Here is an 18,236-nt window from a genome sequence, read left to right as displayed (position 1 = left end):
GATTTTCGCCTTGGGTCAAATATCCCGGGGAGTCTCTGAAAGAGACGGGGGCGGCGCCCCCTCTTACTTTTTCTTCGGACGGAAGGCTTTGATCCGGGCCGGATCGGTCTCGATATAGCCCGCGCCGATCAGGTCGAGGCAATAGGGCACGGCGGCGAAAACCGCATCGAGGCAGGTCGCGATGGCCGAGGGTTTGCCCGGCACCATGATGATCAGCGAATTGCCCGCGATCCCCGCCGACTGGCGCGACAGGATGGCGGTCGGCACTTCGAGCAGGCTCGCACGGCGCATTTCTTCGCCGAAGCCCGCAAGTTCCTTCTCGATCACGTCGAAGCAGCCTTCGGGCGTCTCGTCGCGCGGCGCGGGGCCGGTGCCGCCGGTGATCAGGATCAGATCGGCTTCGGCCGCGACCAGTTCGCGGAGTTTCGCGGCGACCGACTCGCGCCCATCGGGGATGATGTGACGCTCGATCTCCAGCGGCGAGGTGACCACGCCGCGCAGATAGTCCTCGCAGCCCGGACCGCCCTTGTCTTCGTATTCGCCGCGCGAGGCGCGGTCGGAGACGGTGACGATGGCGGCCTTGGGCTGCGAAAAGCTCATTTCTTCACTCGCGCGTTGCGGGTCGCGATCAGCTTCAGGCGCAGCGCGTTGAGCTGGATGAAGCCCGCCGCGTCTTTCTGATCGTAGGCGCCTGCGTCTTCCTCGAAGGTCACATGGGCCTCGGAATAGAGCGAGTACTCCGACCAGCGCGCCACGGTCCGGGCCGCGCCCTTGAAGAGCATCAGCTTCACCGTGCCGGTGACATATTCCTGCGTCTTGTCGATCAGCGCCTGCAGCGCCTCGCGCTCGGGCGAGAACCAGAAGCCGTTATAAATCAGCTCGGCATAGCGCGGCATGATCGAATCCTTCAGGTGGCCCGCGCCGCTATCGAGCGTGATCTGCTCGATGCCACGGTGCGCTTCCAGCAGGATCGTGCCGCCGGGGGTCTCGTAGACGCCGCGCGACTTCATGCCGACGAAACGGTTCTCGACGAAATCGAGACGGCCGATGCCATGGGTCTTGCCGTATTCGTTGAGCTTGGTGAGGATCGTCGCCGGGCTCATCGCCTCGCCATTGATCGACACCGCGTCGCCCTTCTCGAAACCGATCTCGATGAATTCCGGCTCGTTCGGAGCCTGCGTGATCGGATCGTCGGTGCGCTGGTAGACGTAATCGGGCGCCATGTCGGCCGGGTCTTCCAGAACCTTGCCCTCGGAAGAGGTGTGCAGAAGGTTCGCATCGACCGAGAACGGCGCTTCGCCGCGCTTGTCCTTGGCGATCGGGATCTGGTTCGCCTCGGCGAATTCCAAGAGCTTGGTGCGCGAGGACAGGTCCCATTCCCGCCAAGGCGCGATCACCTTGATCGACGGGTCGAGCGCATAGGCCGACAATTCGAAGCGGACCTGATCGTTGCCCTTGCCGGTCGCACCATGCGCCACCGCATCGGCGCCATGCTTATGCGCGATCTCGACGAGGTGCTTCGAGATCAGCGGCCGCGCGATCGAGGTGCCCAGCAGATAGAGCCCTTCATAGACCGCATTGGCGCGGAACATCGGGAAGACGAAATCGCGGACGAATTCCTCGCGCGCGTCGAGAATATGGATATTCTCCGGCTTGATGCCGAGCATCTCGGCTTTCTTGCGCGCCGGCTCGAGCTCCTCGCCTTGGCCGAGATCGGCGGTATAGGTGATGACCTCGCAACCGTATTCGGTCTGCAGCCATTTCAGGATGATCGAGGTATCGAGGCCGCCCGAATAGGCAAGCACGACTTTCTTGGGCGCGGACATGCGGCATCTCCCGGTTTTCTTGTTCCGCGACGGAATAGAAGCTTTTTTTCCAATGAACAAGGGCCGCCCCGAAGGACGGCCCTTTCGAATGTGCTCTGCGCGAGATCAGCTCTCGGTGGACGGGTCCACGAGCGGATCGGTCGTGGTGTCCCCGCTCGAGGCGAGATCGCCATCAACCGTGGTCCCGTCGCCCGTCGTGCCGTCGCCGGTCGCCACATCGCCATCCGCAGGCTGGTCTTCCGTTGCCGTTTCCGGCGGCGGCAGGTCGAGCAGTTCGTGCAGATAGGCTTTGGCCTCGGGCGAAAGATCGCGCCCGTTGGATGCGGCAAGAAGCGCGTCCGCCTGCATCTGATCGGCTTCCGCGACCTGTTTCTCAAGCTCGGTGACCTGATCCTGAGCAGTCGCGAGATCCGTCGGATAGGTCTCCGCCGCCTGCTTTTGGGCTTCGAGCGTGTCGAGCTGGCTCTGGTAGTCCTCTGCCTCGGGATCGAGATCGTCGATTTGAGCCTGAACTTCTTCCGGCGTGGGAACATCCTGCGCCTCGAGATCCGAGAGGGTCTGCTGCGCGGTCGCGAGATCTTCTTCTGCTTGCGCCGCCCCGACGACAGAGTCGCGATAGGTCGCGATCCGGCCCACCTGACTGTTAGGCGAGGCGTTGGCGAGCGCGGTTGCGCTTGCATGGGCCGCGTTCAGACCCTTCAGCTCGGAGGCCAGTGCGCCGTGATTGCGCAGCTCATCCTCGCTCAAGCTCGGCTTGCCGTTCGGGCGCGGCGACTCGTTGACCGCATATTTGGTTGGGGTGGTCGAGCGCGTCTTCGTCGCGGTGGTGCCGCGCGACGCCGTTTTCACAGTGGAGCGGGTCGTATGCTGCGATTTCGCCTGCCGCTTACCCGAGAACAGATCGTCGAGGAATTTCGCGGGGCCGCCGCCATGCGCAGCAGCCTTGCCGGAATTTCCGGGGCTCGTTGCACGCCCGGCCGATGCGGATTTGCCCGCCGCGCCGGAATTGCCGCCTGCGTTGCTTTTGCCTCCGCCATTGCCGCCACTATTTCCGCCGCCGTTGCCGCCACCGTTTCCACCGCCGTTTCCACCGCCATTACCGCCACCGTTGCCGTTCTTGGCAAATGCGGCATCCGCGCCGGTGAAATGGCTTGTCGCCACCGGGGCGACGACGAAGCTCGCCGCGACAAGGGCGACAATCGAAGTTTTTCTCAGGCGCATGCGGCCCTCCTCTTTTGTTGCTCGCAACACAGTTTCAGCACGATTAGCGTCGAAAGTGGGCAAAAAAGCGGCAGCCTTTGCAAAATGCGCAAGGCTTCGCTCAAAGCGAAGGTGAACCAGCGGTGACTCGCTCTTTTCCACCTCGATCACACGGAGAATTCAACCAAGGCGCGCCGAACGTGCTTTGACTGCGGTGAGATCGAGCCCCAACGGTGAATTGTTAAATGACATTCTTTGGGGGCAAAGTAATGAATGTATTGGGGGTTTTCGGACACTCGTTCCGGCAGGTCTTTGGAAATTGGCGGCAGACCCTTCGGATCTCGGCGGTTCTTCTCTTGATCATGATCATCGGGCAGCAGTGGCTTATCGAGAGCGTGATGCAGGCCGGAGCATCGCAACACCAGAGTTTCGAAAAATCACTGTTCATGTTGGTTTTCAACACGTTCATCCTGCCGATCCCGATGATCATCGCCGCAGTGAACTGGCACAGGTTCATCCTTCTCGGCGAGCGCGTCGGCTGGCTGCCGCGGCTTCATCTGCGCCGCGACGTGAGCTATTTCTGGCGTGGCATAGTGATCACGCTCTGTGCCATGGCGATGATGGTTCTGGGAGCCGCGATTGTCTTTCTTTTCGCCCTCGCGGCGCAGGAAATCATTCCGAACCAGACCGCTGAAGCCGTTCTACTTGCCGTGGTGGGGCTGGCGTTCTTCATTGCCCTGTATGCCTTCATGCTCCGTCTCGGAGTATCCCTGCCCGGGGCCGCGATCGGCGGCGCCACGATCCGCGACAGTTGGCGCGCGACTCGCGGCCACTGGCGTGGCTTCGCTTTGCTCACTCTGCTGGCATTTCTCGTGGTACTCCCTTTCGTTGCGGTGAGCATGCTTTCGATACAGGCGCCACATGACCTCGCGGATGATATGGTCGTGGTCGCGCTCAAGCTGCTTTTCGCTGTGCCCACCGTGATGCTGCTGCTGTCGATCCTAACGACGCTCTACGGTCATTTTGTCGAGCAACGCGCCCTCGTCTGAGCTTGCCAAAGCGGGCGGCGCGCGTCACATCTGGCGGTATGAGTGAGTTCGCCCTTTCCGCCCAAGCCGCCACCCGCGCGCTGCGTGCGCTCTTCGAGCCCACGCCGCTGCAACTCAATGCCCATCTGTCGAAACGTTTCGACGCCGAGGTCTGGCTCAAGCGCGAGGACCTGACGCCGGTGCGCTCCTACAAAATCCGCGGCGCCTTCACCGCGATGCGCAAATTGCGCGAGCGCGATCCGTCTGCGGCGCATTTCGTCTGCGCGAGCGCCGGGAACCACGCGCAGGGCGTGGCCTTCGCCTGTCGGCATTTCGGGGTGAAGGGGACGATCTTCATGCCGGTGACCACGCCGCAACAGAAGATCGACAAGACCAAGACCTTTGGCGGCGATGCGGTCGAGATCGTTCTCACCGGCGATTATTTCGACGACACGCTGGCGTCGGCGCAGGAGTTTTGCCGCGAGGCCGGGGCGCATTTCCTCGCGCCTTTCGACGATGCGGATGTGATCGAGGGGCAGGCGTCGGTCGGGGTGGAGATCCTCGACCAGTTGGGCGGCGCGCCGGATATGGTCATCTTGCCCGTGGGCGGCGGCGGCTTGGCCGCGGGCGTCACCGGTTATCTGCGCGCGACCGCCCCCGACACGGAATTTCGCTTCGTCGAGCCTTTGGGCGGCGCGAGCCTCACCGCTGCGGTCAAAGCCCATGAGCCCGTGACGATCTCGCAGGTGAACAGTTTCGTCGATGGAGCCGCTGTGGCCCGGATCGGCGCGCGCCCCTTCGCGGAGTTGGGCTGGGTCACGCCCGAGCAAGTTCATCTCGCACCGGAAGATCGCATCTGCATCACGATGCTTGAGATGCTGAACGTCGAGGGCGTCGTGCTGGAACCCGCCGGCGCGATGTCTGTCGACATCCTGCCCGAACTGGCCGAGACGATCCGCGGCAAGCGCGTGGTCTGCGTGACTTCGGGCGGCAATTTCGACTTCGAACGTCTGCCAGAGGTGCGCGAACGTGCCCAGCGCTATTCGGGTCTGAAGAAGTACTTCATCCTCCGCCTACCGCAACGCCCCGGCGCCCTGAAGGATTTCCTCCAGATGCTTGGCCCTGACGACGACATCGCACGCTTCGAGTATCTGAAGAAATCGGCGCGGAACTTCGGCTCGGTCCTGATCGGGATCGAAACGAAACGCGCCGAGAACTTCACAGAGCTCTTCGCGAAGCTCGACGCCGAGGGCTTCGTCTGGCGCGACATCACCGAAGACGAAACCTTGGCCGAGTTTCTTATCTGAGGCCTTCAATTCGATAAAGCGGCCGCCTGACGGACGAAACTCTCTGGACCTTCACCGATTTTACAATGTTGAACCTTTTCTACATCCTCAACTCCTGCGCTCACGGCCCGCGATAGGCACGCCAGTTAACCAAAGTTTGGCCGCTACCGCGCCCAATGGGTGCGACTGCGTGCGAACTGTGCTCGGCGCAGCTCAATCTGCTCAGCACCTCGCATTATGCCGCCGGAGTGAACTCCGATAGCCGCCCCATGAACTGCGTCTTGGACAGACTATAGGTCTCGCGGATCGCGCTCAGATCGACCTCCACGGCGCGTCCGGCGGCGGCCATTCGTTCTCCCTGCTGACAGGCGCCGCCGAAATCGCGGAACCCGAGATTCCAGGCAGACCCTTTCAAGAAGTGCAAATCCTCTTCGACCCGGTCGGGACGTCCGCCAAGCCCCATCACCACGGCCTCGACCTCGTCGAGAAAAAGGTCCACGACCTCGGCAAAGCCATCGGCGCCAATTTCCGAGCGCAACTCCTGCACCCGTTCCCAATCAATCATCACGCCCTCCAGGCCACTCGATCCGACTCCACCCGAGACTGACCGTAGCGCCGCACCCTTTCGATTTTCTTAACGTCTGATCCGGACTGGTTTTCACCGAATCTTAGGGAGTTTGCGGTTTCGTGAGGGCAGAGGTTTCGGATGATGCAGATGGTGCAAAGACAAGAGGCCCCCGCAGATGCGGGCCGACGACCACTGGCGGGCGCTGCGCGGCACGTTCTCGTCGTGGACGACAGCCGCATGCAACGCCGTATCCTCTCGGCGCAGCTGTCCCGCTCCGGCTATCAAGTGAGCGAGGCTGAAAGCGCAGAAGAGGCGATCGCGATCTGCGCTCAGTGCGAGCACGACATCGTGATCTCGGATTGGATGATGGCGGGCATGAGTGGCCCTGAATTCTGTCGCGTTTTTCGAGGCTTACCGCGGCGAAGCTACGGGTATTTCATCCTTCTGACCTCCAAGGCCGAGAAGACGGACGTCACGCGCGGCTTGGAAAGCGGCGCCGATGATTTCCTGTCGAAGCCGGTCAACGGAGCGGAGCTTCGGGCGCGACTTAGCGCGGGAGCCCGCATCCTGACCATGCAAGAGGAGTTGAGCGAAAAGAACCGCCTGTTACGCGAGGCACAGGAGGTGATCGACCGCGACCTGCAAGAGGCGCGGAAACTGCAACAAAGCCTCGTGCGGACACGACACGCGCGGTTCGAGGCGGCGGATGTCTCGCTACTCTTGCGGCCCGCGGGCCATGTCGGCGGCGACCTCGTCGGGTTCTTTCCAATCAATGAACGCCGGGTGGGCCTATACGGCATCGACGTGTCGGGGCACGGGATCACCTCGGCCCTGATGATGGCGCGGATCGCGGGCTACTTCTCCGGCACCACCCCCAGCCAGAACCTCGCGATTTACCGCAACGCACAGGGCGAATTGCGCGGACGACGCCCAGCGGAGCTCGCGCAGCGCCTCAACGATCTCGTGCTGAGTGAGATGAGCACCGAGAGCTATTTCACTCTTATCTACGCCGATGTCGACCTGCGCACCGGCAAGGCGGAATTGGTTCAGGCGGGCCACCCCTACCCGGTCCTGCAACGGCGCAACGGCACGGTCGAGTTTTTCGGAGAGGGCGGGCTGCCCATCGGCCTGATCGAGGGCGCCGAATACGAGACGCTTACGGTTCAACTGACCCCGGGCGACCGGCTGGTGCTGGTCTCGGACGGGATTACCGAAGCCAGCGACCGCAGAGGCGAGATGATCGATCAGACCCGGCTGGCCCGGATGCTTCGCAAGTTTTCCCAGATGCCGGGCCCCGGGCTTCTGGATGCGCTCTATTGGGCGACCGAGGCATTCGCGGAGGGTGAAATCGGGGACGATGTCTCGGCTGGCGTATTGGAATTTCACGGCCCCGGCAGCACCGAGCGACGTTCGGAGCTTGGGTCAGACAGCAGAGACCATCCCCCCGGGGAGACTTAAGAGGAGAACGCACCAGCTCAGCTACATCTGAGTCGAACGAACCGCCCGCGCCTTTTCAGCGACGGATGAACCGTTCGAAAAACGCGCGCTCGCCTTCATTCGCGAGCAGTTCGAGCGCATCCTCGGGATCGGCCCAATGCGCCGTGTGGTGCGGCTCTGGCGGCAGACCGCGCTTCAGCACCGGGCGCGCGAGCCAGACGGAACAGAGTTTCTCCGCCCAGAATTCGTATTCGGGCATATAGGTGAAACGCCGATAAGCCCCGAGGCGGCGCAGCCCCGTAATCGCCCAGCCGGTTTCCTCGAAGACCTCGCGATGCAGCGCCTCGATCGGCCCCTCGCCCGGATCGATCCCGCCGCCGGGCAATTGAAACTCCGGTATGGGGTGCGCCTGATGGGTCAGCAGCACTCGCCCGTCGCGGATCAGGATCGCGTAGGCACCGGGGCGCAAACGATACTGCTGACCGGATTTCACCCGCTCTCCGAACCTCGCGATCATGTGCTCTCCCTTGGGTCTGCGGTTGCCGCGCCTATATTGGGGCTGTATGGCAGGCTCCGCGCCGCCCGAAAACCCCTCTGAGCCCCTCAGGAGCACCATGTCCAAGCTATCCCAAATCGCATGGGACGATACAGTTCTGCCGTTTCAGCTCGACCGCTCTGACATCCGCGGCCGGGTTGCCCGCCTCGACGGCGTGCTCGACACCGTCCTGTCGCAACATGATTACCCCCGCGCGGTCGAAATGCTGGTGGCCGAAGCCGCCCTTCTGACCGCGCTGATCGGCCAGACCGTCAAGCTGCGCTGGAAGCTGTCGCTGCAAATCCGCGGCAACGGCCCGATCCGCATCATCGCCACCGATTACTACGCCCCCGAGAAGGAGGGCGCGCCCGCCCGCATTCGCGCCTGGGCGAGCTTCGATGAAGAGAAGCTCGATCCCAAGTCCGACCCGTTCGAACAGATCGGGCAGGGTTACTTTGCGATCCTGATCGACCAGGGCAAAGGCACGACCCCCTATCAGGGCATCACGCCACTGTCCGAAGGCTCGCTGCGCGCCTGCGCCGAGGCCTATTTCGCACAGTCCGAACAGCTGCCCACGCGGTTCTCGCTGTCCTTCGGGCGCTCGATCCTGCCGGGTCAGGGCGAAAGCTGGCGCGCAGGCGGCGTGATGCTGCAGCATATGCCGCCGGCCTCGCCCTTCGCCGCTCAGGAAGGCTCGGGCGATCAGGGGCTGCTGACCGCCGACGACATCCTCGACGGCGAGGAGGGCGAGAACTGGGCGCGCGCCAATATCCTGCTCGACACGGTCGAGGATATGGAGCTGATCGGCCCAACCGTGCAGCCGACCGAGCTGCTGGTGCGCCTGTTCCACGAAGAGCGACCGCGCGTCTTCGATCCGCAGCGGGTGGAGTTCGGCTGCACCTGTTCTTCCGATCGCGTGCGTCAGTCGCTCTCGATCTACTCGGCGCGCGACATCGCGCATATGACCACCGATGAGGGCACGGTTACCGCGGACTGCCAGTTCTGCGGCGCGCATTACATTTTCGATCCGCTGACGCTCGGCTTCGAGGCGCAGAAGAACCCCGACGGATCGCTGCGCGAAGCGGGGGATGAGGGATCGAATGAGTGATCCTCTCGCCCCGGTTCTCGACGCCTTGGCGCGACCGGGGCGGCCCTCTTCGGATTACGATCTGAACCCGGAAGTGATCCTGCCCGAAGGCCGCAAGCTGCGACCCGCGGGCGTTCTCGTCGCCTTCGATACGTTCGGGCCGGAACCGCGCCTGCATCTGACGAAGCGCAGCTCGCATTTGCGCCATCACCCCGGCCAGATCGCCTTTCCCGGCGGCAAGGTCGATCCCGATGACGAAGGTCCGGTCGGCGCGGCGCTGCGCGAGGCGCAGGAAGAGATCGGCCTGCCCCATGCCCATGTCGAAGTACTGGGCACACTCGATCCGCATGAGACCGTGACGTCCTTTCTGGTGACGCCGGTTCTGGCGTGCATCCATACCCCCTTCGAAGTCATTCCCGAAGCGGGCGAGGTGGCCGAGGCGTTCACCGTGCCGCTCTCGCATATCACGCCCGGGAATTTCCGCGTCGAGTCGCGGCGCTGGCGCGGCTCGCGGCGCAGCTATTTCGTGGCGCCTTACGGGCCCTATTACATCTGGGGCGCCACCGCGCGTATATTGCGCTCATTGGCGGACCGGATGGCAGGATGAGACTAACCGGAGACTGGATCGAGGCAGAGCCGACCCAACGCGTGCTGAAGATGCTCGAAGAGGGCGGGCATCAGGCGCTTCTGGTGGGCGGCTGCGTGCGCAACGGCGCCTTGGGCGCGCCGGTCAACGATATCGACATCGCCAGCGATGCACGCCCCGAGCGGGTGATCGAACTTGCGAAGGCGGCCGGGCTGAAGCCGGTGCCGACCGGCGTCGATCACGGCACGGTCACGGTCGTCGCGGAGGGGCATCCGCATGAGGTCACCACCTTCCGCCGCGATGTCGAGACGCATGGGCGGCATGCCACGGTCGCGTTTTCCGACGATATCGCGGAGGACGCGGCCCGACGCGATTTCACGATGAACGCGCTCTATGCCCGGGCGGATGGCACGGTTCTCGACCCGCTCGGCACCGGGCTGGAGGATTTGGCGGCGCATCATGTGCGCTTCGTCGGCGAGGCGGAGGAGCGCATCCGCGAGGACTACCTCCGCATCCTGCGCTTCTTCCGCTTTACCGCGTGGTACGGGCACGATCTCGACCCTGAAGGGCTGGCCGCCTGTGCCGAGAATATCGCCGGAATAGAGACGCTTTCGCGCGAACGCCTCGGCGGCGAAATGCGCAAATTGCTGGCCGCGCCCGATCCCGTGAACGCAGTGGCGGCGATGGCGCAATGCGGGGTCCTCACGGCCGTGCTGCCCGGCGCGGATGCGACCGCGCTCGGTCCGCTCGTCCATCTCGAGGATCGCCCCGCCGATCCGATCCGCAGGCTGGCGGCGATTGGCGGCGAAGGGGTCGCCGAGCGGCTGCGCCTGTCGAAGAAGGACACACGGCAGCTTGAGGCCCTACGCGCCTCGCTGTCCAACGGTGATGACGCTGCGGTTCTCGGGTATCGTCTGGGTGCCGAAACCGGAGCCGATGCGCTACTTTTGCGCCATGCGCTGATGGGGCAGGAAATGCCGGAAGGCTGGCAAAACAGGGTCTATTTCGGCGCAAAACAGCAATTTCCGCTGCAAGCGCGAGACCTGATGCCCCGCTATGAAGGCAAGGCATTGGGAGATACGCTGAAGACGCTCGAGGCGCGCTGGATCGCCTCCGGATTTACGCTGACGCGCGAGGATCTGCTCGCCGCGCTTTGATCCGCGCCGCAATCGACTATATCGGGAGAGGAAAGAGAGACTCATGTTCGATCCGTTCTCCCCCGCCGAAGGCGCCCCGCCGCGCCAGCTTGGCGCTTTCTTCCGCTGGTGCCTCAAGGGCAGCTGGGGCGCGATTGCCGTGGCCAGCGTTGGCACCACCATCGCCGGCGTGATGGAGGTCGTCTCGGCCTGGCTTCTGGGTCAGGTGATCGACGCGGCGCTCAACAGCGAACGCGCCGCGGTGATTGGGGCCAACGTCGGGCTTCTCGTTCTGTTCGTCGCGTTCTTCCTGCTGATCCGTCCCCTGACCTTCGGCATCAGCTCCGCCACCAACAACCTGCTGATCAGCCCCAATGTGATGCCCTTGGTGCTGTCGCGCCTGCACCGCTGGACGATGGGTCAATCGGTCACCTTCTTCGACAACGACTTCGCTGGACGCATTGCGCAAAAGCAGATGCAGACCGCGCGCGCCGTCACCGACACGGTCACCGAGATCATCAATACCGGGCTGTTCGCGCTGGCCTCGATCGTCGGCTCGCTGATCGTTCTGGCCCAGATCGACCGTTGGGGAGCCGTGGGCCTCGTGTTCTGGACCTTCGGACTTTACCTGATCATCCGCCTTTTCCTGCCGCACATCCGCGGACGCTCGCGCGAGCGGGCTTCGGCGCGGGCGATGGTGACGGGGCAGGTCGTCGACACGGTCACCAATATCAAGACGGTGAAGCTGTTCGCCCATGCCGAGCACGAGGATCGCGCGGCGCTGGAGGCGATGCAGAAGTTCCGCCAGAAGACCTATTCCTTCGGCATGGTCCAAAGCCTCTATCGCGTGGTGCAGATGGCCTATGCCGGGATCGTTCCGGTGATGCTGGTGGGCGGCGCGATCTGGCTCTGGTCGCAGGGCGAGGCGACCGCCGGGGCCATCGCCACCTCGGGCGCCATTGCGATCCGGCTGTCGCAGATGTCGGGCTGGGTCAGTCAGGCGCTTATGTCCGTCTGGACCCATATCGGCGAGGCCGAGGACGGGATGCGGACGCTCGCGCATATGCACGACCTGACCGACGCGCCCGATGCCCGCACGCTGCGCCACGTGGAAGGTGAGATTCAGTTCGACAATGTCGATTTCGCCTATGGGCGCCGCAGCGGCGGGATCGCGGATATCAACCTGACCATCGCGGATGGCGAGCGGATCGGGATCGTCGGGGCTTCGGGTGCGGGGAAATCGACGCTCGTGGCGCTGCTTCTTAGGCTCTATGACCCCGAAAAAGGGTCTATTCTGATCGACGGGCAGAAAATTCGCGAGGTCACGCAGGAAAGCCTGCGTCGCAACATCGCGATGGTCACGCAGGAGACCGCGATGTTCAATCGCTCGGCGCGGGAGAACATCCTCTACGGCAAGCCCGACGCCACCGAGGAAGAAATGATCGCCGCCGCGAAGCAGGCCGAGGCGGACCACTTTATCCGCGGCCTCGCCGATCACGAGGGTAATCGCGGTTATGACGCCAAGCTGGGCGAGCGTGGGGTGAAGCTGTCGGGCGGCCAGCGCCAGCGGATCGCCCTTGCCCGCGCCTTCCTGAAGAACGCGCCGATCCTTGTGCTGGACGAGGCGACCTCGGCGCTCGACTCGGAAGTGGAGGCGCAGATTCAAAGCGCCCTGCACCGGGTGATGGCAGGCAAGACCGTGCTGGCGATCGCCCACCGCCTCAGCACCATCGCCGAGATGGACCGGATCGTGGTGCTGGAGGAAGGCCGGATCGTCGAGCAGGGCAGCCACGACGAGCTCTTGGCGATGAACGGGCTCTACGCGCGCTACTGGGCGCGTCAGTCCGGCGGCTTCCTGACCTGCGATGACGCGGAGGATGCGGCGGAATAGGGTCTTTTCTGACCCGCGCCGCGCAGCTAGAGAAGGCGCATGACCTACGAAATCGAGCGACTGTCCCTGCATGCCGACGGCGTGACCCATGGCCCCGAGGGGACCGTGCATGTCGCCATGGCGCTTCCCGGAGAAGTGGTCGAGGGCGAGGTGATCGACGGCCGCATCGCGCAGCCCAAGATCGTGACGCCCTCGCACGACCGCGTCAAAGCGCCCTGCCCGCATTACCGCTCCTGCGGGGCCTGTTCGATGCAGCACGCGTCGGAGGCGTTCACCGCCGAGTGGAAAATGGACGTGGTGCGTCAGGCACTGACCGCGCGCAACCTGCCCGTGCCGGAGATGACCATCGCGACCTCGCCGCTGAATTCGCGCAGGCGGGCGACGCTTTCAGGACGGCGCACGAAGAAGGGCACGCTGGTCGGATTTCACGCCCGCGCCTCGGACACGGTCGTCGAGATTCCGAACTGCCTGATCCTGCGACCCGAACTGCTGGCCGCGATCCCGATGCTGCACGAGGCGACCGCGATTGCAGGCTCGCGCAAAGGCGAAATCGCCTTCACCCTGACCCTGTCGGAGGCCGGGCTGGAGCTGGCCGCACAGGGCGGAAAAGACCCTGATACGGCCCAATTCGAGGCTTTGTCGGGTCTGGCGCGCAGCCACGATCTCGCCCGGCTCAGCTGGAACGGACAGGTCATCGCGGGCCGCCGCCCGGCGATCCAGCAATTCGGCAAGGCCAAGGTCGTGCCGCCGCCGGGAGCTTTCCTGCAAGCCACCCATCACGGCGAAGCGGTGCTGACCGCCTTCGCGAAAGCGGCGATTGGCAACGCGAAAAAGGTGGCCGATCTGTTCGCGGGCTGCGGCACCTTCTCGCTGCCGCTGGCCGAACTGGCCGAGGTCCACGCGGTCGAAGGGGTCGCGGCGATGACCGAGGCGCTCGATCAGGGCTGGCGTCAGTCGCAGGGCCTGCACCGGGTGAGCACCGAGGCGCGCGACCTGTTCCGCCGTCCGCTTCTGCCCGACGAGCTGGCGAAGTTCGACGCGGTGGTGATCGACCCGCCGCGGGCTGGCGCGCAGGCCCAGATCGCCGAGATCGCGACGTCGAAGCTCAAGCGGCTGATCCATGTCTCCTGCAACCCGGTCACCTTCGCGCGCGACGCCGAGACGCTGATCGCGGCGGGCTTCACGCTCGACAAGCTGCTGGTCGTGGATCAATTCCGGTTTTCCGCTCATGTGGAGCTTGCGGCCCTTTTCACCCGCTAGATGCGACGGCGAAAATCGGGTAGAAAGACTGTAAAACAGCAGTCTCCGAATACAGGCCGAACATGAACCGTCGAACCCTCCTCTTGGGCGGATGCGCCCTTGCCACGCTGGCCGCCTGTGGCGATTCCAGCAAATTCAAATCCTATAACGGCCCCGCCGTGACCCAGATCCAGATCTTCAAGTCGCAGCGGATGATGTATCTGCTGCATGGCGACGAGGTACTTGAGAAGTACAAGATCGGCCTGGGCGGCGATCCGGTCGGGCCGAAGCGGTTCGAGGGCGACGGCAAGACCCCGGAAGGGCTCTATTACATCAATCGGCGCAATCCGAACTCGGCCTATTACCTGTCGATCGGCATCAGCTACCCGAACCCGCAGCAGGTGGCCTTCGCGGAGTCGCAGGGCAAGAAGGCGGGCGGCGATATCTTCATCCATGGCCGCGACGGCAAGAACAAAGGCAAGGGTCGCGACTGGACCGCGGGCTGCATCGCGGTGAAGGACAAGGAAATCAGCGACATTTACGCGATGGTCAGCGACGGCACGCCGATCTTCATCTTCCCCTGATCGCAGCGTCCCCCCGGAAATGACAAAGGGCCCCACGTGGGGCCCTTTTTGCTTGCGGCGGGTCTTCGGCTCAGTTGCCGGTGACCATCGTCCACCAGATCTTGCCGGACGGCTCCTGATACCACGAGAAGCCCATCTGCGTCGCCGCAGGGTTCAGGATCACGTCGCGCGTATCGGCGACCTTCATCCAGGCCGAGAGGGTTTCCATCTCGGTCTCGTAGGTCTCGGAGATATTCTCGCCCAGAACCTGCCCCGGATAGCCGGCGCGCTGCGCCCGGCTCAGCGGCGAGGAGCCGTCGGAGCCCCAGTGCCACGGACGGTTCTGCACGGCCATGTCCTTGGAATGGGCCAGCGCCGCCGTGGTGAGCGCGTCGTTCAGCACCAGCGGTGCGGCACCGCGCGCCGAACGCAGGCTGTTCACGGATTCCAGCACGCGCTGCGGGATCACCGAGCGATCGCTCGCGGTGATGTTGTAGACTTTCGGCAGCGGCAGGCCATCGGGCCCGAGCTTGGGCTGCGTGTCGGTCGGCTGGCAAGCCGCCAGAGCCACAATCGCGGAGACCGCAAATACAGAAGCGCGCAACATCTTTGGTCCGTCCCTCGTTAAAACGTCAATCTGCATTACACGCTTGTCCCCAGCCGCGCAAACCCCTCTGTCGCTTTGCGGGCACATCCCCGCCAGTTTGATTTGCCGCCGCCGCGCGATCACATTATATTTATCGCAATTGACCCCGTCGCGAACCCGGAGCCTGAGATGTCCCATACGCGCAAGCCCTTCGATCGCCGCGCCTTCCTCGGCGCCGCCGCCTGCCTTGGTGCGGGGCTCGCGCTGCCCGCCCGTGCGCAAACGCCCGATTACGGTCAGGAGCAGTTCGAAACGAACGCCTTTACAAACCAGCGCCGCAATATTTCGAGCTTCCAGAACCGCGACTGGCAGCCCTACTTCTCGAACCTCCGCGGTGGGGCAATCCTTGTGGATACCCATTCGCGGGCGCTGCATTACTGGTCGGCGGATCAGTCGATCTACCGCCTCTATCCGACCTCGGTGCCGGTGTCGGAAGAACTCACGCGGCGCGGCCGGACCTCGGTGATCCGCAAGGTCGAAGGGCCGAGCTGGGCGCCGACCCCCTCGATGAAGAAGCGCAATCCGGAATGGCCCGATTACGTGCCGCCGGGCCCCGATAACCCGCTGGGCACCCATGCGCTCTATCTGTCGTGGCGCTATTACCGGATCCACGGTACGCATGACACGCGCAAGATCGGCCGCAAAAGCTCGAACGGCTGCATCGGTCTGTACAACGAACATATCCAGGAGCTGTTCGGCTTCGCGAAGATCGGCACGCAGGTGCTGCTGATCTGAGCCACGCCGCCGATCGGACAAAGTAAAACCCTCGGGACCACGCAGTCCCGGGGGTTTTCAATTCATGGGACAGCGATCAGTGGTTGCCACCTTTGCCGCCGCCATGGCCGGACCCGCCGCCCGAACCACCAGCGCCGCTGCCCGAACCCGAGCCGCCGCCAGTGCCGCCGCTCGAACCCGAACCGCCCGCCAAGCCGTCGAGCTTGCCATGGGCGCTTCGTACCATGACGCCGAGCATCTCGTCTTCGCCGGGCGTATCGATGGATTTCACGAGGTTGTCCTCGTGCTCTTGGTTGTAAATCACGTCATCCTCGGTCGCCCACGGATTTGCGTGCCCGGCCCAGGAAGCGCCAGCATAGAGAGCCGCCAAGGCGACCAGTCCCATAGTCTTGAGCATTCTCTTTCCTTTCTGCTCTGAGCGGCCCGGTCGTTGCCGGTCCGCAGGGTACGCCTTCACGGCGATCCCTTGCCCCCGCGTCAGAACTTATAAGAAAAGACACTCACGAATCTGTGAGGCAGGACGTCGCAGATCGCGACAGTTTTATCAGTCGATCCAACCGGCGAGGTTTTCTCCGACCACCTCCATCAGCGCCTTGATGTGCAGATCGTCGTCGTTGAGGCACGGAACGTAGGTGAATTTCTCACCGCCCGCGTGCTCGAACGCCTCGCGGATTTCGCCGTTGATCTCTTCGAGCGTCTCGATGCAATCCGCGCTGAAGGCGGGCGAGATCACAGCGATGTTCTTCTTGCCCTGCTTCGCCAGCTCCGCGACATGCTCGACCGTGTAGGGCTTGAGCCATTCCTCGGTGCCGAAGACCGACTGGAAGGTCGTGTCGATCCCGTCCTTGTCCCAGCCGAGCCGTTCGCGCAGCAGGCGCGAGGTCTTCTGGCACTGGCAATGGTAGGGGTCGCCTTCCATCAGATAGCGCTTGGGCATCCCGTGATAGGAGGCGACCAGCACGTCGGGCTTCTCGTCGAGCGTGGCATAGACCCGCTCCACCGATTGCGCGAGCGCGTCGATATAGGAGGGCTTGTCGAAATATTCCGGCGCGACGCGCGCAGCGGGCTGGCGCTTTTGCTTCATCAGCGCGCGGAAGAACTGATCGTTCGCGGTGGCCGAGGTCGCGCCCGCGTATTGGGGGTAAAGCGGCAGGAACAGGATCTTCTCGCAGCCCTGCTCGACCATCCGGTCGACGACGGACTGGGTCGAGGGATTGCCGTAGCGCATGCAGTAATCGACGACGACCTCCTGACCGTAGCGCGCCGAGACAGCCTCGCGCAGCTTCGCGACCTGCTGCTTGGTGATCGTCATCAGGGGGCTTTCGCCTGCCTCGTTGTTCCAGATCGTCTTGTAGTTCGCGCCCGAGGTGAAGGGCCGCTTCGACAGGATGATGAGTTGCAGCAGCGGCTGCCATTTCCACGCCGGGTAATCGATCACGCGCCGGTCCGAGAGGAACTCGTTCAGATAGCGACGCATCGACCAGTAATCGGTGTTGTCCGGGGTTCCGAGATTGGCGACGAGCAGACCGATCTTCGCTTCCTTGACGGGCGGGTGATCGGCGGGGGCATGGGCAAGGCGCGGATTTGCGGCGTTGGTCATCGTGTCACTGTCCTGTCGTCATTTATCGCGGAACTTCCACCCGACTTAACGGGTTTCCCGATCTGTGCCAATGCGGCCTATTCAACCGGGACAGGATCACTTACGGTCTTCACATGGCAATGGATGACATGACCGGGAAAAAACCGGCCCCGCCCGCTCTCGACCCGTCGCGAGACGCGTTGTTCCTAGATTTCGACGGATGTCTGGTGGACATAGCGCCCCGCCCGGATGCGGTGATCGTGCCGCAAAATCTGCCGCGTTTGCTCGAACAACTCTCGGAGGCGCTCAACGGGGCGCTGGCGGTTGTCTCGGGGCGATCCCTGCACGAGCTGGAACGTTTCCTGGACGGCTTCGACGGGCTGATGGTCGGCTCGCACGGCTCGGAAGCGCGCGGAATGGAACCGCCGATGGCCGAGACCCCACAACATCTGGGCGCGGTCAAAGAGGATCTGGCCGGGTTCGCGCAGGACCACGATCTCATTTTTGAAGACAAGAGCCACGGCGCCGCGATCCACTTCCGCTCCAACCCCGCCAAGCAAGGCAAGGTCGAAGCCTTCACCGAAGAGCTGACCGCGCGCTATGACGGTTTCACGATCCAGCCCGCGAAAATGGCGGTCGAAATCCGTCCCGAGGGGTTCTCGAAGGATGGCGCTCTGGCGATCCTGTCCGACCTCGTGCAGTTCGGCGGCCGCAATCCGGTCTATGCGGGCGACGACACGACCGACGAGCCCGCATTGGCCTGGGCAGAGGCGCATGGCGGCTTCGGCATCAAGGTCGGTGACGGAGAGAGCGTCGCGCGCTATCACCTTGACGAGCCGATGGATGTGCGCGCCTGGCTCGCCGCTGCCATGGCACGCTGAATGAGGAACGACG

The 18,236-nt window shown here is 63.7% G+C and carries 19 protein-coding genes; 11 read left to right on the top strand and 8 right to left on the bottom strand.

Annotated elements, in window-relative coordinates; translation table 11 throughout:
• Positions 1-63: 63 nt before the first annotated feature.
• The 3 genes from mog to F8R15_RS11250 all read right to left on the bottom strand — a co-directional run bounded on the left by mog (position 64) and on the right by F8R15_RS11250 (position 3,047).
• Positions 64-600, bottom strand: coding sequence for a molybdopterin adenylyltransferase (mog, locus tag F8R15_RS11260; protein WP_152844627.1), 537 nt, complete (start codon positions 598-600; stop codon positions 64-66).
• Positions 597-1,826: an argininosuccinate synthase gene (locus F8R15_RS11255; RefSeq protein WP_078541592.1), complete on the bottom strand. Its 1,230-nt coding sequence runs from the start codon at positions 1,824-1,826 to the stop codon at positions 597-599. Before F8R15_RS11255 ends, mog begins: the two co-directional genes overlap by 4 nt.
• 105 nt (positions 1,827-1,931) lie before the next feature.
• The gene (locus F8R15_RS11250; protein WP_152844626.1) at positions 1,932-3,047 is read right to left on the bottom strand and encodes a hypothetical protein; all 1,116 of its coding nucleotides are present in this window, start codon (positions 3,045-3,047) and stop codon (positions 1,932-1,934) included.
• 335 nt (positions 3,048-3,382) lie between these two features.
• On the opposite strand from F8R15_RS11250, the gene F8R15_RS11245 reads away from it, so the two are divergent.
• Both F8R15_RS11245 and ilvA read left to right on the top strand, forming a co-directional pair.
• Positions 3,383-4,075, top strand: a complete 693-nt coding sequence (locus tag F8R15_RS11245; RefSeq protein ID WP_152844625.1) for a hypothetical protein — start codon at positions 3,383-3,385, stop codon at positions 4,073-4,075.
• Between the two features lie 38 nt (positions 4,076-4,113).
• Complete coding sequence (ilvA, locus tag F8R15_RS11240; RefSeq protein ID WP_152844624.1) at positions 4,114-5,361, top strand: threonine ammonia-lyase IlvA; 1,248 nt, start codon at positions 4,114-4,116, stop codon at positions 5,359-5,361.
• Between the two features lie 214 nt (positions 5,362-5,575).
• On the opposite strand, the gene F8R15_RS11235 is transcribed toward ilvA, so the two are convergent.
• Entirely contained in the window at positions 5,576-5,905 is a 330-nt protein-coding gene (locus tag F8R15_RS11235; protein ID WP_078541587.1) for a histidine kinase, read from the bottom strand.
• A 150-nt stretch (positions 5,906-6,055) separates the two neighbouring features.
• Between F8R15_RS11235 and F8R15_RS11230 the strand changes: the two genes are divergently transcribed.
• Positions 6,056-7,366, top strand: coding sequence for a PP2C family protein-serine/threonine phosphatase (locus tag F8R15_RS11230; RefSeq protein ID WP_152844623.1), 1,311 nt, complete (start codon positions 6,056-6,058; stop codon positions 7,364-7,366).
• A 55-nt stretch (positions 7,367-7,421) separates the two neighbouring features.
• Here the strand turns inward: F8R15_RS11230 and F8R15_RS11225 are convergent, their stop codons facing one another.
• A complete protein-coding gene (locus F8R15_RS11225) occupies positions 7,422-7,862 on the bottom strand; it encodes an NUDIX domain-containing protein (protein WP_152844622.1) in 441 nt (146 codons plus the stop codon).
• 97 nt (positions 7,863-7,959) lie between these two features.
• Between F8R15_RS11225 and F8R15_RS11220 the strand changes: the two genes are divergently transcribed.
• The 6 genes from F8R15_RS11220 to F8R15_RS11195 all read left to right on the top strand — a co-directional run bounded on the left by F8R15_RS11220 (position 7,960) and on the right by F8R15_RS11195 (position 14,403).
• The gene (locus F8R15_RS11220) at positions 7,960-8,988 is read left to right on the top strand and encodes an Hsp33 family molecular chaperone HslO (protein WP_152844621.1); all 1,029 of its coding nucleotides are present in this window, start codon (positions 7,960-7,962) and stop codon (positions 8,986-8,988) included.
• The gene (locus tag F8R15_RS11215; protein ID WP_152844620.1) at positions 8,981-9,574 is read left to right on the top strand and encodes a CoA pyrophosphatase; all 594 of its coding nucleotides are present in this window, start codon (positions 8,981-8,983) and stop codon (positions 9,572-9,574) included. Before F8R15_RS11220 ends, F8R15_RS11215 begins: the two co-directional genes overlap by 8 nt.
• The gene (locus tag F8R15_RS11210; protein ID WP_152844619.1) at positions 9,571-10,710 is read left to right on the top strand and encodes a CCA tRNA nucleotidyltransferase; all 1,140 of its coding nucleotides are present in this window, start codon (positions 9,571-9,573) and stop codon (positions 10,708-10,710) included. Before F8R15_RS11215 ends, F8R15_RS11210 begins: the two co-directional genes overlap by 4 nt.
• A 43-nt stretch (positions 10,711-10,753) precedes the next feature.
• A complete protein-coding gene (locus tag F8R15_RS11205) occupies positions 10,754-12,580 on the top strand; it encodes an ABC transporter ATP-binding protein (RefSeq protein WP_152844618.1) in 1,827 nt (608 codons plus the stop codon).
• A 39-nt stretch (positions 12,581-12,619) separates the two neighbouring features.
• Complete coding sequence (locus F8R15_RS11200) at positions 12,620-13,840, top strand: class I SAM-dependent RNA methyltransferase (protein ID WP_152844617.1); 1,221 nt, start codon at positions 12,620-12,622, stop codon at positions 13,838-13,840.
• Positions 13,841-13,902: 62 nt separating this feature from the next.
• Positions 13,903-14,403, top strand: coding sequence for a murein L,D-transpeptidase family protein (locus tag F8R15_RS11195; RefSeq protein WP_152844616.1), 501 nt, complete (start codon positions 13,903-13,905; stop codon positions 14,401-14,403).
• A gap of 70 nt (positions 14,404-14,473) precedes the next feature.
• On the opposite strand, the gene F8R15_RS11190 is transcribed toward F8R15_RS11195, so the two are convergent.
• A complete protein-coding gene (locus F8R15_RS11190; protein WP_078522216.1) occupies positions 14,474-14,989 on the bottom strand; it encodes a CAP domain-containing protein in 516 nt (171 codons plus the stop codon).
• A 168-nt stretch (positions 14,990-15,157) separates the two neighbouring features.
• On the opposite strand from F8R15_RS11190, the gene F8R15_RS11185 reads away from it, so the two are divergent.
• On the top strand, positions 15,158-15,763 hold the full coding sequence (locus tag F8R15_RS11185) for a L,D-transpeptidase (RefSeq protein ID WP_078522215.1): 606 nt from the start codon (positions 15,158-15,160) through the stop codon (positions 15,761-15,763).
• 76 nt (positions 15,764-15,839) lie between these two features.
• On the opposite strand, the gene F8R15_RS11180 is transcribed toward F8R15_RS11185, so the two are convergent.
• The gene (locus tag F8R15_RS11180) at positions 15,840-16,160 is read right to left on the bottom strand and encodes a hypothetical protein (RefSeq protein WP_152844615.1); all 321 of its coding nucleotides are present in this window, start codon (positions 16,158-16,160) and stop codon (positions 15,840-15,842) included.
• Between the two features lie 147 nt (positions 16,161-16,307).
• Positions 16,308-17,363 carry a ferrochelatase gene (gene hemH, locus F8R15_RS11175; RefSeq protein WP_152844614.1) on the bottom strand — a complete coding sequence of 352 codons (1,056 nt, stop codon included), beginning with the start codon at positions 17,361-17,363 and terminating at the stop codon, positions 16,308-16,310.
• A 113-nt stretch (positions 17,364-17,476) separates the two neighbouring features.
• Here hemH and otsB point away from each other — a divergent pair, with 113 nt between their 5' ends.
• The gene (gene otsB / locus F8R15_RS11170) at positions 17,477-18,223 is read left to right on the top strand and encodes a trehalose-phosphatase (RefSeq protein ID WP_152844613.1); all 747 of its coding nucleotides are present in this window, start codon (positions 17,477-17,479) and stop codon (positions 18,221-18,223) included.
• Positions 18,224-18,236: the final 13 nt, after the last annotated feature.

This window comes from Thioclava sp. JE_KL1 (assembly GCF_009296265.1).
In the GTDB taxonomy this organism is placed as follows: domain Bacteria; phylum Pseudomonadota; class Alphaproteobacteria; order Rhodobacterales; family Rhodobacteraceae; genus Thioclava.
This window is presented reverse-complemented; position numbering and strand designations above follow the sequence as displayed.